Annotated in this window: 14 protein-coding genes; 6 read left to right on the top strand and 8 right to left on the bottom strand. The window is 68.2% G+C overall.

Annotated features, from left to right (window positions below):
• Positions 1-19: 19 nt before the first annotated feature.
• Positions 20-562 carry a TlpA family protein disulfide reductase gene (locus AC0QTQ_RS04860; protein ID WP_121530229.1) on the top strand — a complete coding sequence of 181 codons (543 nt, stop codon included), beginning with the start codon at positions 20-22 and terminating at the stop codon, positions 560-562.
• An 8-nt stretch (positions 563-570) separates the two neighbouring features.
• On the opposite strand, the gene AC0QTQ_RS04855 is transcribed toward AC0QTQ_RS04860, so the two are convergent.
• On the bottom strand, positions 571-1803 hold the full coding sequence (locus AC0QTQ_RS04855; RefSeq protein ID WP_480258544.1) for a PAS domain-containing protein: 1233 nt from the start codon (positions 1801-1803) through the stop codon (positions 571-573).
• 164 nt (positions 1804-1967) lie between these two features.
• On the opposite strand from AC0QTQ_RS04855, the gene AC0QTQ_RS04850 reads away from it, so the two are divergent.
• The 4 genes from AC0QTQ_RS04850 (at position 1968) to yddG (ending at position 5899) form a co-directional block, all read left to right on the top strand.
• Entirely contained in the window at positions 1968-2813 is an 846-nt protein-coding gene (locus tag AC0QTQ_RS04850) for an EAL domain-containing protein (RefSeq protein WP_121530227.1), read from the top strand.
• Between the two features lie 154 nt (positions 2814-2967).
• On the top strand, positions 2968-4143 hold the full coding sequence (locus tag AC0QTQ_RS04845; protein ID WP_480258541.1) for an acetyl-CoA C-acetyltransferase: 1176 nt from the start codon (positions 2968-2970) through the stop codon (positions 4141-4143).
• A gap of 105 nt (positions 4144-4248) precedes the next feature.
• Complete coding sequence (phbB, locus tag AC0QTQ_RS04840) at positions 4249-4971, top strand: acetoacetyl-CoA reductase (protein WP_480258538.1); 723 nt, start codon at positions 4249-4251, stop codon at positions 4969-4971.
• Positions 4972-5035: 64 nt separating this feature from the next.
• A complete protein-coding gene (gene yddG, locus AC0QTQ_RS04835) occupies positions 5036-5899 on the top strand; it encodes an aromatic amino acid exporter YddG (protein ID WP_128148030.1) in 864 nt (287 codons plus the stop codon).
• Between the two features lie 34 nt (positions 5900-5933).
• On the opposite strand, the gene AC0QTQ_RS04830 is transcribed toward yddG, so the two are convergent.
• The 3 genes from AC0QTQ_RS04830 to AC0QTQ_RS04820 all read right to left on the bottom strand — a co-directional run bounded on the left by AC0QTQ_RS04830 (position 5934) and on the right by AC0QTQ_RS04820 (position 7199).
• Positions 5934-6107: a YdcH family protein gene (locus AC0QTQ_RS04830; protein WP_121530224.1), complete on the bottom strand. Its 174-nt coding sequence runs from the start codon at positions 6105-6107 to the stop codon at positions 5934-5936.
• A gap of 118 nt (positions 6108-6225) precedes the next feature.
• The gene (locus tag AC0QTQ_RS04825) at positions 6226-6987 is read right to left on the bottom strand and encodes a tRNA1(Val) (adenine(37)-N6)-methyltransferase (protein ID WP_480258535.1); all 762 of its coding nucleotides are present in this window, start codon (positions 6985-6987) and stop codon (positions 6226-6228) included.
• The gene (locus AC0QTQ_RS04820; protein ID WP_121530222.1) at positions 6987-7199 is read right to left on the bottom strand and encodes a putative signal transducing protein; all 213 of its coding nucleotides are present in this window, start codon (positions 7197-7199) and stop codon (positions 6987-6989) included. The genes AC0QTQ_RS04825 and AC0QTQ_RS04820 overlap by 1 nt, the downstream gene beginning before the upstream one ends.
• Before the next feature lie 63 nt (positions 7200-7262).
• Between AC0QTQ_RS04820 and AC0QTQ_RS04815 the strand changes: the two genes are divergently transcribed.
• Positions 7263-8264 carry a polyprenyl synthetase family protein gene (locus tag AC0QTQ_RS04815; protein WP_480258532.1) on the top strand — a complete coding sequence of 334 codons (1002 nt, stop codon included), beginning with the start codon at positions 7263-7265 and terminating at the stop codon, positions 8262-8264.
• Between the two features lie 19 nt (positions 8265-8283).
• Here AC0QTQ_RS04815 and AC0QTQ_RS04810 read toward each other — a convergent pair whose 3' ends face one another.
• The 4 genes from AC0QTQ_RS04810 to ygiD all read right to left on the bottom strand — a co-directional run bounded on the left by AC0QTQ_RS04810 (position 8284) and on the right by ygiD (position 12764).
• Positions 8284-9147 carry a 4-(cytidine 5'-diphospho)-2-C-methyl-D-erythritol kinase gene (locus AC0QTQ_RS04810; RefSeq protein ID WP_480258530.1) on the bottom strand — a complete coding sequence of 288 codons (864 nt, stop codon included), beginning with the start codon at positions 9145-9147 and terminating at the stop codon, positions 8284-8286.
• Entirely contained in the window at positions 9134-10849 is a 1716-nt protein-coding gene (locus AC0QTQ_RS04805; protein WP_480258529.1) for a tetratricopeptide repeat protein, read from the bottom strand. The genes AC0QTQ_RS04810 and AC0QTQ_RS04805 overlap by 14 nt, the downstream gene beginning before the upstream one ends.
• A gap of 117 nt (positions 10850-10966) precedes the next feature.
• Positions 10967-11932: a glutathione S-transferase family protein gene (locus AC0QTQ_RS04800; protein WP_480258527.1), complete on the bottom strand. Its 966-nt coding sequence runs from the start codon at positions 11930-11932 to the stop codon at positions 10967-10969.
• Positions 11933-11942: 10 nt separating this feature from the next.
• Positions 11943-12764, bottom strand: a complete 822-nt coding sequence (gene ygiD, locus AC0QTQ_RS04795) for a 4,5-DOPA-extradiol-dioxygenase (RefSeq protein WP_480258526.1) — start codon at positions 12762-12764, stop codon at positions 11943-11945.
• Between the last annotated feature and the right edge of the window lie 343 nt (positions 12765-13107).

The following is a 13107-nucleotide window of genomic DNA, read 5'->3' as shown; positions in this document are numbered from 1 at the left end:
CCCTTTGTCAGGAGGCATCATGCTGCGGTTGTTCGTCCTTTATACGGCCCTGAGCCTCACTGCAAATGCCGCCGCGGCCGCCGATCTTGGCGCGCTGAAGACCGATGACATGAAGAAGCTCGTCGTCTACGAGCAGCCGCTCGCCACGCCCGAGCTGCCCTTCGTCGACGAGACCGGGGCCGAGCACCGCCTGACCGAGTTCCGCGGCAAGGTCGTGCTGCTGAACCTCTGGGCCACCTGGTGCGCGCCCTGCCGGGTCGAGATGCCCGGGCTCGACGCGCTGCAGGGCGAGCTTGGCGGCGCGGATTTCCAGGTGGTGACGCTGGCCACCGGCCGCAACCCGCAGCCGAAGATCGCGAAATTCTTCGAGGAGGCCGGGGTGACCCGGCTGCCCCGCTTCCAGGACGAGAAGCAGACGCTGTCGCGCGCCATGGGCGTGATGGGGCTGCCGGTCAGCGTGCTGATCGACCGCGACGGCCACGAGGTCGCGCGGCTGATCGGCGAAGCGGACTGGAACGGCCCCGCCGCCCGCGCCGTGATCGAGGCGCTGATCGCCGACTGAACGGCCGCTCAGGCGGCCTTGCTGGCGCGCAGATAGCTGCCCATCGACAGGCCGATCTTTTCTGAAAGGCGCATGATCGTCTCGAGCCGCCCCTTGATCTCGGCATGGAAGGCGTCGAGCTGGTCGATGGTGGCGGCCAGCCCGCCGGTGTCGCGCATCCGCCCGCATTCGACGCGACCGAGCACCCGGATCGTGTCGAGGCCGAGCATGTGGCGGCGCACCTCGGCACTTGCCCGGTTCAGCGTGGCCGAATGCTCGACCGCGCGCAGCATCGCCTCGCGCCCGTCGCGGGCGCAGTCCCGCTCGAGCCCCAGCAGAAGCGTGCGCTCGACCTCCCAGTCGATGCCCGGAGCCGGCGCGGCGGCGGCGATGCTCGCGGTCATCTCGCCCAGAACCCGGCCGCAGCCAAGCAGGAACAGCGCTTTTGCCACCTCGCGCGAGACCCGGTCGATCAGGCTGTCGCGGGCGCCGGCAAAGCTGTGCAGCCGTGCCGAGATCGCCTGCGACGAGATCTTGTAATTCTCCGAGATCGCCGAGATTGGCCCGCCCGTCGGCTCCATCCGCGAGGCGACGATGCGCATGTTGTTCGGGATCGACTGCAGCGAATCGAAGCTGCGCAGCAGGCGCCCCTGCTCGCGCGCGGTTTCCTCGAGCGCCTCGTTCATCTCGGTCAGCACCCGGGTGCGGGCATCCGCCGGCCGTTCGAGCCGCGCATCGCGCGCCGTCAGCTCCTGCCCGAGCGCATAGGCCATGAAGCTCGTGTAGCTGGAAAACCCCTTCTTGTGCGCCACCCCGCGCAGCCACTGCGCCGCCGCCTCGGGGTCGAGCCCCTCCTGTTCGCGCGCGATCAGCTCCTCATAGATCTCGCGGATCTGGCCGAAGAGCGGCGAGGAGGGTTTCAGCCGCACCGACAGGAAGCCCCCCGCGATCGGCAGCATCACCGCGAAGACCCAGTAATGCTGCCCGGATTTCGCGCGGTTCTTGACATAGGCCCCCATCGGATTGCCCTTGCCGAGCGCCCCCCACAGGATGTGGAACACCCCCCGCGGCGTGTCCGGATGGCGCACCAGCCGGTGCGGTGCGCCCAGCAGCTCGGCCCAGTCATAGCCCGAGACACGCTGGAAGATGTCATTGCCCGCAAGGATCACCCCGCGCGGGTCGGTGCGCGAATAGAAGAGTTCGGAAAAGGCGAAGGGGACCTCGCCCGACGAACTGCGCGCGATCTCTGCCTGACTGGCCATGTGCCCCCCGCTTGACGTGCGGCGCCAGACTAGACGCGCGGCCTTACCGAAGCGTTTACGCGGCCGGAAACCCTTTCTTTACCACGAGGAAAGATTTTCCCGCACCTTTACGCGTTGTTAGCAAGCCGCGCGGAGGATGGCAGGGTCCGCAACGGGAGACGAAGATGTCGAAACGCGAATTGCCGCCTCAGGAGCCGATCGAGCCTGCGCTCACGAGCCCGCTGGATTTCGCCATCGCCCAGCGGGACCGGGACGTGATCGACATGGTGCGCCGTGCGATCGAACGGCGCGACGTGATCCTGGCCTTCCAGCCGATCGTGCGCACCGCAAGCCCCGATCGCCCCGCCTTCTACGAGGGGCTGATCCGCGTGCTCGACGAGACCGGGCGGATCATTCCGGCCAAGGATTTCATGGAAACGGTCGAACGGACCGAACTGGGCCGCCGGCTCGACTGCCTCGCCCTCGAAATGGGGCTCGCCTCGCTCGCCGAGGACCGCCACCTGCGGCTGGCGATCAACATGTCGGCGCGCTCGATCGGCTATCCCGACTGGATGAAGACCCTGAACAAGGGGCTCGCGCTTGACGACACCGCGGCCGAACGGCTGATTCTCGAAATCACCGAGAGCTCGGCGATGAGCATGCCCGAGATCGTCAGCGTCTTCATGCGCGACCTGCAGGCGCGCGGCGTCAGCTTCGCGCTCGACGATTTCGGCGCGGGCTACACCTCGTTCCGCTACCTGCGCGAGTTCTTCTTCGACATCCTGAAGATCGACGGCCAGTTCATCACCGGCATCGCCGAGAATGCCGACAACCAGGTGCTGACCGCCGCGCTGATCTCGATCGCGCAGCATTTCGACATGTTTACCGTTGCCGAGGCGGTCGAGAACGCCGCCGACGCCGCCTTCCTCACCTCGCTCGGCATCGACTGCATGCAGGGCTACTATTTCGGCGCGCCGACGGTGATGCCGCCCTGGAAGATGCCGGAATCGGCAAAGGTGAAACGCGCCTAGCGGAACTGCGAAATTTGCGCAAAATACGAAATAAAATTGCGCAACTGTTTGCGCCAACGTCGGAAATCTCCTTGACCTGCCTCCCGCATGGGGCATGCTGCAGACCGGAAAGGGGCAGCCATCCACGCCCCGGGATCCTGTGAGGAGAGAATCCATGACCAATGTCGTGATCGTCTCGGCGGCGCGCACCGCCGTCGGCAGTTTCAACGGCTCTTTCGCCAATGTCCCGGCCCATGAGCTGGGCGCGTCCGTGCTCGAGGCCGTCGTTGCCCGTGCCGGCATCGAGAAGGGCGAAGTGTCGGAAACCATCCTCGGCCAGGTGCTGACCGCGGCCCAGGGCCAGAACCCGGCCCGCCAGGCGCATATCAAGGCCGGCCTGCCGATCGAATCGGCCGCCTGGGGCATCAACCAGGTCTGCGGTTCGGGTCTGCGCTCGGTCGCGCTCGGCGCCCAGCACATCCTGTGCGGCGACGCCGAGATCGTCATCGCCGGCGGCCAGGAAAGCATGTCGCTCAGCACCCATGCCGCGCATCTGCGCGCCGGCCAGAAGATGGGCGACCTGAAATTCATCGACACGATGATCAAGGACGGGCTGTGGGACGCCTTCAACGGCTATCACATGGGCCAGACCGCCGAGAACGTCGCGGCGCAGTGGCAGATCACCCGCGAGATGCAGGACGAATTCGCCCTCGCCTCGCAGAACAAGGCCGAGGCGGCGCAGCTCGCCGGCAAGTTCAAGGACGAGATCGTCCCCTTCACGGTGAAGACCCGCAAGGGCGAGACCATCGTCGACGCCGATGAATACATCCGCCACGGCGCCACGCTCGAATCGATGCAGAAGCTGAAGCCGGCCTTCATCAAGGACGGCACGGTCACCGCCGGCAACGCCTCGGGCATCAACGACGGCGCCGCCGCGGTGCTGCTGATGTCGGAAGCCGAGGCCGAGAAGCGCGGCCTGACCCCGCTCGCGCGCATCGCCTCCTGGGCGACCGCGGGCGTCGATCCCTCGATCATGGGCTGCGGCCCGATCCCCTCGTCGCGCAAGGCGCTGGCCAAGGCCGGCTGGAGCGCGGCCGACCTCGACCTGATCGAGGCGAACGAGGCTTTCGCCGCCCAGGCCTGCGCGGTGAACAAGGACATGGGCTGGGATCTGTCGAAGGTGAACGTGAACGGCGGCGCCATCGCCATCGGCCACCCGATCGGCGCCTCGGGCTGCCGTATCCTGAACACGCTGCTGTTCGAAATGAAGCGGTCGGGCGCGAAGAAGGGCCTCGCCACGCTGTGCATCGGCGGCGGCATGGGTGTCGCGATGTGCATCGAGGGGCTGTGACGCATCACCGAGACAGTTTTTGAAAATTCTGCGCGCAACATTGTTGCGCGCAACGTTCTTCTTGAGTAACAGCGTTTCAAAGGCATTTGATCCAGAGGAGGAGTCATGTCCAGAGTTGCACTTGTTACCGGGGGGTCGCGCGGCATTGGTGCCGCGATTTCGGTCGCCCTGAAGAACGCGGGCTACACCGTTGCGGCGAACTATGCCGGCAACGACGAGGCCGCGGCCAAGTTCACCGCCGAGACCGGCATCAAGACCTACAAGTGGTCGGTCGCCGATTATGATGCCTGCGTCGAGGGCATCGCCAAGGTCGAGGCCGATCTCGGCCCGGTCGACGTGCTGGTGAACAACGCGGGCATCACCCGCGACGCCCCCTTCCACAAGATGACGCGCGAGCAGTGGAAAGAGGTGATGGACACCAACCTGTCGGGTCTGTTCAACATGACCCACCCGCTCTGGCCCGGCATGCGCGACCGCAAGTTCGGCCGCGTGATCTCGATCTCGTCGATCAACGGGCAGAAGGGGCAGTTCGGCCAGGCCAACTACTCGGCGGCGAAGGCGGGCGACATCGGCTTCACCAAGGCGCTGGCGCAGGAAGGCGCGCGCGCGGGCATCACCGTCAACGTGATCTGCCCGGGCTACATCGCCACCGAGATGGTGATGGCGGTGCCGGAAAAGGTGCGCGAATCGATCATCGCGACGATCCCGGTCGGCCGTCTGGGCGAACCCGAGGACATCGCGCGCTGCGTCGTCTTCCTCGCCTCGGACGAGGCCGGGTTCATCACCGGCTCGACGATCACCGCGAACGGCGGTCAGTATCTGACCTGATTTGCCCTTGGCAAAACGGCAAGAGGCCCGCATGGTGCGGGCCTCTTTGCATTTCGAGGACCAGATGTCGCGCAAGCAAGCCACTTTGATCGGTTTTTCCGCCGTTGCCCTCTGGGCGCTGCTGGCGCTGTTCACCGTCGGATCAGCCCCGGTGCCCCCCCTGCAGCTGAACGCGATCTGCTTCGCGATCGGCGGCGCCATCGGGCTGGTCTGGGTCGCCGCGACCGAAGGCTTCGGCGTGCTCAAGCGGATCTCGTGGAAGGTCTATGCCTTCGGCACGGTGGCGCTCTTCGGCTATCACTTGCTCTATTTCTCGGCGCTGCGGCTCGCGCCGCCGGCCGAGGCGAGCCTGATCGCCTATCTCTGGCCTTTGCTGATCGTGCTGTTTTCCGGCCTGCTGCCGGGCGAGAAGCTGCGCGGGCTGCATGTCGTCGGCGCGCTGATCGCCTTTGCCGGCGCCGCGCTGATCGTCACCCGCGGCGGCATCTCGGCCCGGGCCGAGGCGCTGCCGGGCTATGGGCTTGCGCTGCTCTGCGCGCTGACCTGGTCAAGTTATTCGCTGATCTCGCGCCGCCTCGGTCAGGTGCCGACCGCAGCCGTCGCGGTCTATTGCCTGGCCACGGCGATTCTGTCCGCCGTCGCGCATGTCGCACTCGAGGACACGCTCTGGCCCGTCGGGGCCCGCGGCTGGATCTCGGTTCTGGCTCTGGGGATCGGGCCGGTGGGGCTGGCCTTCTACACCTGGGACATCGGCGTCAAGCGCGGCGACATCCAGATGCTGGGCACGGCCTCCTACGCGGCTCCCTTGCTGTCGACGCTCGCGCTGATCGCGGCGGGCGTCGCGGCTGCCAGCCCGGTGCTGGTGCTGGCAGCCGCCATGATCGCCGCCGGGGCCTTCCTCGCCGCCATGGCAGGCCGATCGCGCTGAACGTGGCCCGGCCGCCATCCGGGCCGGGAGGGCGTCAGGCGGTGACGCCTTCGAGGCGGCTGATCTGTTCCTTGATGCGGAGTTTCTGCTTCTTCAGTTCGGCAATATGCAGATCGTCGAAGCTCGGGGTCCGGGTCGCCTTTTCGACCTCGACCGACAGGGCCTGATGTTTCTTGCGAAGTTCGGTGATGTGCGAACCAAGCGACATTGCAGTCTCCTCTCTTGTTTCCGTCCTCTGAGTGCAGCACGTTTTTTGAGTCGTGTCACGCGCCTGTCGCACTGGCGCGACAGAATGTCAGATCGGGTCGCGAAATCTTGCGAAAGGATCAGGGCTCTATGCGCAAGACTTCGCCGCAGCGCAGCACATCTCGCGCAATTTTCGTCAAATCCTCGGCATCACCGGCATGCACCGGCGCCGCATGCAGCACCAGCGGCGCAAGCAGGGCGAAGGGCCCCCGCCCGCCCTTGCGTGCCTGGACGATCACCCGCCCGGCCGCCCGGCCCGTGCGCGCCGCGATCGGCAGCACGCGGATCGAGCCGCCCTGCCCCGCCATCGCGGTCAGCAGCTCGGGCAGGCGGTCGGCGTTCTGGATCACCGTCAGCCAGCCGCCCGGCACCAGACGACGATAGCCCGAGGTCACCCACTCGGCCAAGGGGGTTGCCTCGCGCTGCGCCGTTTCGCGCCCGGGATCGGCGGCGGCGGTGCCGCCCATCGGTGCGAAATAGGGCGGGTTGGCGATGACGTGATCGAAGCTGCGCGCCCGCAGGGACGGCGGCATCGCGGCAAGGTCGCCCTCGACGACCTCGACGGCGATGCCATTCGCCGCGGCATTGGCGCGGGCAAGCGCCGCATAGGCGGGCTGCAGTTCCAGCCCGGCAAGCCGCAGATCGGGCACGCGCCAGCCAAGGCACAGGCTCGCCACCCCGGCGCCGCAGCCAAGCTCGAGCACCGCCTGCCCCGGCCGCGCCGGACAGGCCGCGGCCAGCAGCACCGGGTCCATCGCGGCGCGATAGCCCTTGCGCGGCTGCGCCACCAGAAGCCGGCCGTCGAGGAAGCGGTCCTGCGTCAGATCCTCGGGCGTGAACATCAGTCGGAGCCGATCCGGTTGTCGGCCAGAATCGCCCGCGCCATGAAGGCGTCGCGCTCTGCCACCATCAGCCGGCGCGGCAGAATTCCAAGACTGCCCTCGAGCACGCTCATATGGACGTCCATCTGAAAGGCCGTTATACCCTCGCCCTCGAGAAGGGCCGTCGCCAGGGCAAGTTTCACCGGGTCCGTGGTGCGCAGAAGCTCTTTCATGTTCCCTCACTTAGGGGCAGTGTGACGCCCTGTCGAGACGAGGGGAAGCGGGAAGGAAGAAGAATGAGCCTGGACGACAAGGCCACGAAGCCGCACGACCGCCTGGCACAGGCGCTGGCCGCCGAGATGGAGGCGGTGAACGTGCTGATCCGCGACCGGATGAGCTCGGAGCACGCGCCGCGCATCCCCGAGGTGACGGCCCATCTGATCGAGGCCGGGGGCAAGCGGCTGCGGCCGATGCTGACCCTCGCCGCGGCCAAGGTCTGCGGCTATGAGGGGCCCTATCACGTCCACCTCGCCGCGACGGTCGAATTCATCCACACCGCCACGCTGCTGCATGACGACGTCGTCGACGAAAGCAAGCAGCGCCGCGGCCGGCCGACGGCCAACTTGCTGTGGGACAACAAGTCCTCTGTTCTGGTGGGCGATTATCTCTTCGCGCGCAGCTTCCAGCTGATGACCGAGGCGAACAACATGCGGGTGCTGAACATCCTCGCCAATGCCTCGGCGGTGATCGCCGAGGGCGAGGTGCTGCAGCTGACCGCGGCGCAGGATCTGGCGACCACGCCCGCGACCTATCTCAAGGTGATCCGCGGCAAGACCGCGGCGCTGTTCTCGGCCGCGACCGAGGTCGGCGGCGTGCTGGCCGGCGCGCACGAGAACGCGGTGCGGGCGCTGCATGATTATGGCGACGCGCTCGGCATCGCCTTCCAGATGGCGGACGACCTGCTCGATTACGGCGGGGCCTCGGCGCAGATCGGCAAGAACACCGGCGACGATTTCCGCGAGCGCAAGCTGACGCTGCCGGTGATCAAGGCGGTGGCGGCGGCCTCGGACGCCGAACGCGCCTTCTGGGTGCGGGTGATCGAGAAGGGCGACCAGCGCGAGGGCGACCTTGAAGAGGCGCTGCGGCTGATGCACCTGCACGGCACGCTCGAGGCGACGCGCGACGAGGCGCTGGCCTGGGGCAACCGGGCGCGCGCCTCGCTGAACGCGCTGCCGGCGCATCCGCTGCGCGACATGCTGTCGGATCTGGCCGATTACGTCGTCGCGCGGGTGAAATGAGCGACCCTGCGTCCCGCGCCTAGAGGCGGCGGGGCGCGGCCGCGGCCGTCTGATCGCCAAGCGGGCCGCAGGCACTCCACCAATCCGGCCGCCTCGCCCGCAGTTGCGTCTGCGCCACCTCGGCCTCGGCGTGGGTCGCGAAGAGCGCAAAGCAGGTGGCCCCCGATCCCGACATCCGCGCCAGCCGGCAGCCCGGCAGCGCCGCCAGCAGGTCGAGCACCTCGGCAATCACCGGCGCCGTCGCGATCGCCGGCGCCTGCAGGTCGTTGCGCAGCTGCGCCAGCCAGTCGATGCAGGCCGGCGCATCGGCAAAGGCCGGCAGATCGGGCAGCGGCGGGTTCTCGCGGCAGGCCAGGGCACGGAAGACCGCGGGCGTCGGCACCTCCACCCGCGGATTGACCAGCAGCGCGGGCAGCGGTGGCAGCGAAACGGGGCTCAGCTCCTCGCCGATCCCTTGCGTGCGTGCGGGCGCGGGCACCAGGCACATCGGCACGTCCGCCCCCAGCCGTTCGAGCCCCGCACCCGGCACCGCAACCCCGCGCAAAAGCGCCAGCCCGCGCAGCGCGGCCGCGGCATCCGACGAGCCGCCACCGATCCCCGAGGCCGGCGGCAGGCGCTTTTCAAGCGTGATCGCCGCCCCCTGCCCCGCCGGCAGCAGCGCCGCCGCGCGCAGGACGAGGTTCTCGGGCCCCTCGGGAACGCCCGCGCCCTCGGGCCCCGTCACCCGCAGCGCCATCGCGGGCGCGGGGTCGAGCCGCAGCCGGTCACCCACCGGCGCAAAGGCCACGAGACTGTCGAGCAGATGATAGCCGTCGGCGCGCCGCCCGGTCACGTGCAGCGCGAGGTTCACCTTCGCCGGGGCAAAGACCTCAATCTCCGGCATTGGCCGTCGCCGGATGGAGCGGCGGCGCGCCCTCGGCCTTCAGCACTGCATCCAGCCCGATGTCGAGCTTCTTGCGCACCCGGTCGATGTCGAGATCCTCGCCCGGGCCCAGGTTCAGCGCCCGGCGCCACTGGAACTCCGCCTCGCGCTTGCGCCCGACGGCCCAGTAGACATCGCCGAGGTGGTCGTTCAGCAGCGGCTCGGTCGGGTCAAGCTCGACCGCCTTCTCCATCTGCACCACCGACTCGTCATAGCGGCCAAGGCGATAGAGCGCCCAGCCGAGGCTGTCGACGATATAGCCCTGGTCGGGTTCGGCCGCGACCGCGCGCTTGATCATGTCGAGCGCCTCGTCGAGATTGAGCTTCTTCTCGACATAGGAATAGCCGAGATAGTTCAGCACCGAGGGCTGTTCCGGGCTGAGCTTCAGCGCCTCGCGGAAGCCGGGCTCCGCCTTGTCCCACTGGCCCGAACGCTCCTGCGCGATGGCGCGGGCATACCAGACGAACCAATCGCGCGGCTCGGGCTCGCCCATCAGCGCGATCGCCTTGTCATAGGCCTCGGCCGCCTCCTTGTAGCGTTCCTTGCGGCGCAGGTTGTCGCCCAGCGTCGACCAGACCGCGGGCAGCTCGGGATGCGCCTTGGCAAGTTCCTGCAACACGCCGATCGCATCGTCGACGCGGTCAGCCTGCACCAGCACCTCGGCCTGACCAAGCTTGGCGGCATGGGCGATCGGGCTGTCCGCCGGCACCTGGGCATAGGTCTCGATCGCCAGATCGTATTGCTTCTGCGCCTCGAGGATCGCGGCGCACAGCAGAAGCGCGTCGCCGTCGGTCGGGCGCAGCCAGCTCGCCAGTCGCGCGTGCAGCAGCGCAAAGGCCGTGGGCGAGTCGGTGTTGATCGCCTGCGCCACCGAGAAGAACACCTCGGCCTCGCCATCGGCGGCCGAGCGGATCACGGTGAAGGGCAGCGTCTCCTTGTTCTCGAGCCGGGCACGGAGCGCGGCCAGCTCGGGGTCAAGATTCTGCCCGAAGCTGGTGTCGAGCAGGCGGATCGCCTCGGCGTCGCGCTCGAGCTGCGACAGCACCTGAACATGCGCGACGATGCCGCGCCGGGTGCCGTTCAGCAACTGGGCATAGGTGCCGGTGAAGATCTTCTCGGCGCCCTCGTAATCGCCGACCAGCGCCAGCGCGAGCGCCTTGTGATAGGAGGCGAAGCCCTCGAGCCCCTGCTTTTTCACCATCGCGTCGAAGGCCTTAGCGGCATCGCCCATCTGCCCCTCGCCAACCAGCGCCCAGGCCCGATAGAGCCCGCCCACGAGCGCGCCGGGATCCGCCCCGCCATCGAGCAGCGCAATCCCCTTGGCGAAGTCCCCGCTCTTCGCGTTCTGCGCCAGCATCACCAGCGTGGCGATCTGCGTCGGGTCCTTCTGCGTCACCATCACCGAGGCGAGCGCCCCGGCCCGGTCGAAATCGGCCATCGCGACATGGGTCAAGAGCGCGCCGTCCTGCACGTCGCGGTCCTCGGGCATCGAGACCAGCAGCCGGTCGTAATAGCTGAGCCCCGCGGCATAGTCATTGGCGACGGTGGCCGCGCGCGCCGCAAGATAGGGCCCCGCCACATCCGCACTGGCCGGCGGCACGGCGACCGATCCCAGCAGAGCGGCAAGCAGGAGGGGGCGCAGCAGACGGGGGGTGGCGGGCACGGGCAGGTCCTTTCCGACGAATGGCCCGACCCTAGCCAACGGGCCGGGGCAACGCAATCCGGCCCGGCCCCGCGGGCGGGTGTCCCCCCGGCTTTACACGCCGATGTGACGCGGCGCTCAGCGCGCCGCGGCAAGCATCCGCTCGACATGGGCGGGACCGACGGGGCGGATGCCGGTCGGGTTGAGTGCCTTGATCGAGTAATAGCCGCGGGTGATGTGGTCCATGTTGACGGTGTCGATCACCCCGGGCAGGCGCAGCATCCGCTCCAGATAGGCCGACAGCCGCGGATAATCGGCGATCTGGTGGCGGTTGGTCTTGAACAGGCCGTGATAGGCCGCGTCGAAGCGGATCAGCGTGACGAAGGTGCGGATGTCGGTCTCGGTCAGCCGGTCGCCGAAGAGATAGTCGCCGTCAAGCCGCGCCTCGAGCGCGTCGAGCATCTCGAAGACGCCCGCGACCGCCTCGTCATAGGCCGCCTGGGTGACGGCAAAGCCCGCCTTGTATACGCCGTTGTTCAGCCGGTCATAGATCCGGGCGTTGAGCGCGTCGATCTCCTCGGCCAGATCGGCCGGGTAAAGCCGCAGGTCCGAGGGCACCAGCCCCTCGAAGGCGGTGTCGAACATGCGCAGGATATCGGCGCTTTCGTTGTTCACCATCACGCCCCGCTGCATGTCCCACAGCGCCGGCACCGTCGCGCGACCGGTGAAATGCAGATCGGCGCGGGTATAGAGTTCGTGCAGGTGCTGCGCCCCGAAGAGCGGGTCTTCCTCGGCGCCCGGATAGCCGCCGAAGGCCCAGCCCTCGTCCGAGAGCGTCGGGTTCAGCACCGTCACCGGGATCAGCGCCTCGAGCCCCTTGAGCTTGCGCGCGATCAGCGTGCGCGAGGCCCAGGGGCAGATCAGCGCGACGTAAAGCCGATAGCGCCCGGGCTCGGCGGCAAAACCGCCCTCGCCGGTCGGCCCGGCGCTGCCATCAGGGGTGATCCAGTTCCGAAAGCTCGAGACCTGGCGCACGAAGCGGCCCTTCTCGTCGGCCTTCTGCACCGGCTGCCAGGCCTTCACCCATTTTCCGTCGACAAGCATGGCACCCTCCTCAGGCGTGGAACACGAAGGACCGCATCGACACCGTGCCAAGGTCGATCGAGCTGGTCATGAAGGTCAGATCGTCGCGCGCGTCCGAGGCGCCGGCGATGGTCAGCGCGGGCAGGTAGTGGTCAACCGAAGGATGCGCCATCTGCAGCAGAGCGCCCAGCTTCGGCCGGTCGGCCAGCGCCGCGAAGTCGCGCTCGGTCAGACGGTCGGCGAAGAGCGTGTCGAACTCGATCGCGAAATCGGCGGGACGGCCGTTGAAGCGCATGGCGCGCAGGTTGTGCACAACATTGCCCGAGCCGAGGATCAGCACGCCGCGGTCGCGCAGCTGCGACAGGGTGCGGCCGATCTCGAGCTGATGCTCGAGGCCGCGCGACATGTCGACCGAGACCTGGAACACCGGCACATCTGCCCCCGGGTAAAGGAACTTCAGCACCGTCCAGGCGCCGTGATCGAGGCCCCAGGTGTCATCGGTCTCGGCATGGTGGCTGGCCAGAAGCGTCGCCACCTCGCGCGCCAGATCGGGCGCGCCATGGGCCGGGTATTGCGCGTCGAACAGCGCCTGCGGGAAGCCGTAGAAGTCATGGATCGTGCGCGGCATCGCCGAGACATCGACGAGCGTCGTGCCGCGCGTCATCCAATGCGCCGAGACGACGAGGATCGCCTTCGGATGCGGCAGCTTGCGGCCGAGATCGGTCCAGGCGCGGCTGTAGGCATTGTCCTCGATCGCGTTCATCGGGCTGCCATGGCCGAGGAAGACGAGCGGCATCCGCTCGGTCGGGGGCAGGCTGTCGCGCAGGGCGTCGAGGGTGGGAACGGTGCTCATCGAAAATCTCCTGATCTGGTGCGGGCGACGCGGGCGGCCGGTGCGGCGCCTGCGCCGCCTGTCCTGCCCCGTGCCCCCCGGACTCTCATCCGGCTTGCCCAGAAGGTAGTGCAGGCGCTCCATCCACAAAATGGCGCAAACCGGGAAGCACTGTCGCCAATGCGTTCACAATCGAGGCGCATTCCACCGCGGGCCGCCCCCGCAACCGGGCGCCGCACCGGCCCCGGTCACGGGCTTGTCACAGCCCCGCCGGCGCCCTGCCGCGCGGGGGCGCACAGGGCTCTTGACGGGGGGCGCAACGCAAGGAACAAGGGACCCGCGCCCAGCCCGCCCGCGCATCCTG

This window comes from Paenirhodobacter sp. YD-8, assembly GCF_056590935.1.
This window is presented reverse-complemented; position numbering and strand designations above follow the sequence as displayed.

Excerpts from the sequence above, each read along its gene's own strand:
- AC0QTQ_RS04860 (WP_121530229.1), top strand. The coding sequence starts at position 20 with ATGCTGCGGTTGTTCGTCCTTTATACGGCCCTGAGCCTCACTGCAAAT.
- AC0QTQ_RS04855 (WP_480258544.1), bottom strand. The coding sequence starts at position 1,803 with ATGGCCAGTCAGGCAGAGATCGCGCGCAGTTCGTCGGGCGAGGTCCCC.
- AC0QTQ_RS04850 (WP_121530227.1), top strand. The coding sequence starts at position 1,968 with ATGTCGAAACGCGAATTGCCGCCTCAGGAGCCGATCGAGCCTGCGCTC.
- AC0QTQ_RS04845 (WP_480258541.1), top strand. The coding sequence starts at position 2,968 with ATGACCAATGTCGTGATCGTCTCGGCGGCGCGCACCGCCGTCGGCAGT.
- phbB (WP_480258538.1), top strand. The coding sequence starts at position 4,249 with ATGTCCAGAGTTGCACTTGTTACCGGGGGGTCGCGCGGCATTGGTGCC.
- yddG (WP_128148030.1), top strand. The coding sequence starts at position 5,036 with ATGTCGCGCAAGCAAGCCACTTTGATCGGTTTTTCCGCCGTTGCCCTC.
- AC0QTQ_RS04830 (WP_121530224.1), bottom strand. The coding sequence starts at position 6,107 with ATGTCGCTTGGTTCGCACATCACCGAACTTCGCAAGAAACATCAGGCC.
- AC0QTQ_RS04825 (WP_480258535.1), bottom strand. The coding sequence starts at position 6,987 with ATGTTCACGCCCGAGGATCTGACGCAGGACCGCTTCCTCGACGGCCGG.
- AC0QTQ_RS04820 (WP_121530222.1), bottom strand. The coding sequence starts at position 7,199 with ATGAAAGAGCTTCTGCGCACCACGGACCCGGTGAAACTTGCCCTGGCG.
- AC0QTQ_RS04815 (WP_480258532.1), top strand. The coding sequence starts at position 7,263 with ATGAGCCTGGACGACAAGGCCACGAAGCCGCACGACCGCCTGGCACAG.
- AC0QTQ_RS04810 (WP_480258530.1), bottom strand. The coding sequence starts at position 9,147 with ATGCCGGAGATTGAGGTCTTTGCCCCGGCGAAGGTGAACCTCGCGCTG.
- AC0QTQ_RS04800 (WP_480258527.1), bottom strand. The coding sequence starts at position 11,932 with ATGCTTGTCGACGGAAAATGGGTGAAGGCCTGGCAGCCGGTGCAGAAG.
- ygiD (WP_480258526.1), bottom strand. The coding sequence starts at position 12,764 with ATGAGCACCGTTCCCACCCTCGACGCCCTGCGCGACAGCCTGCCCCCG.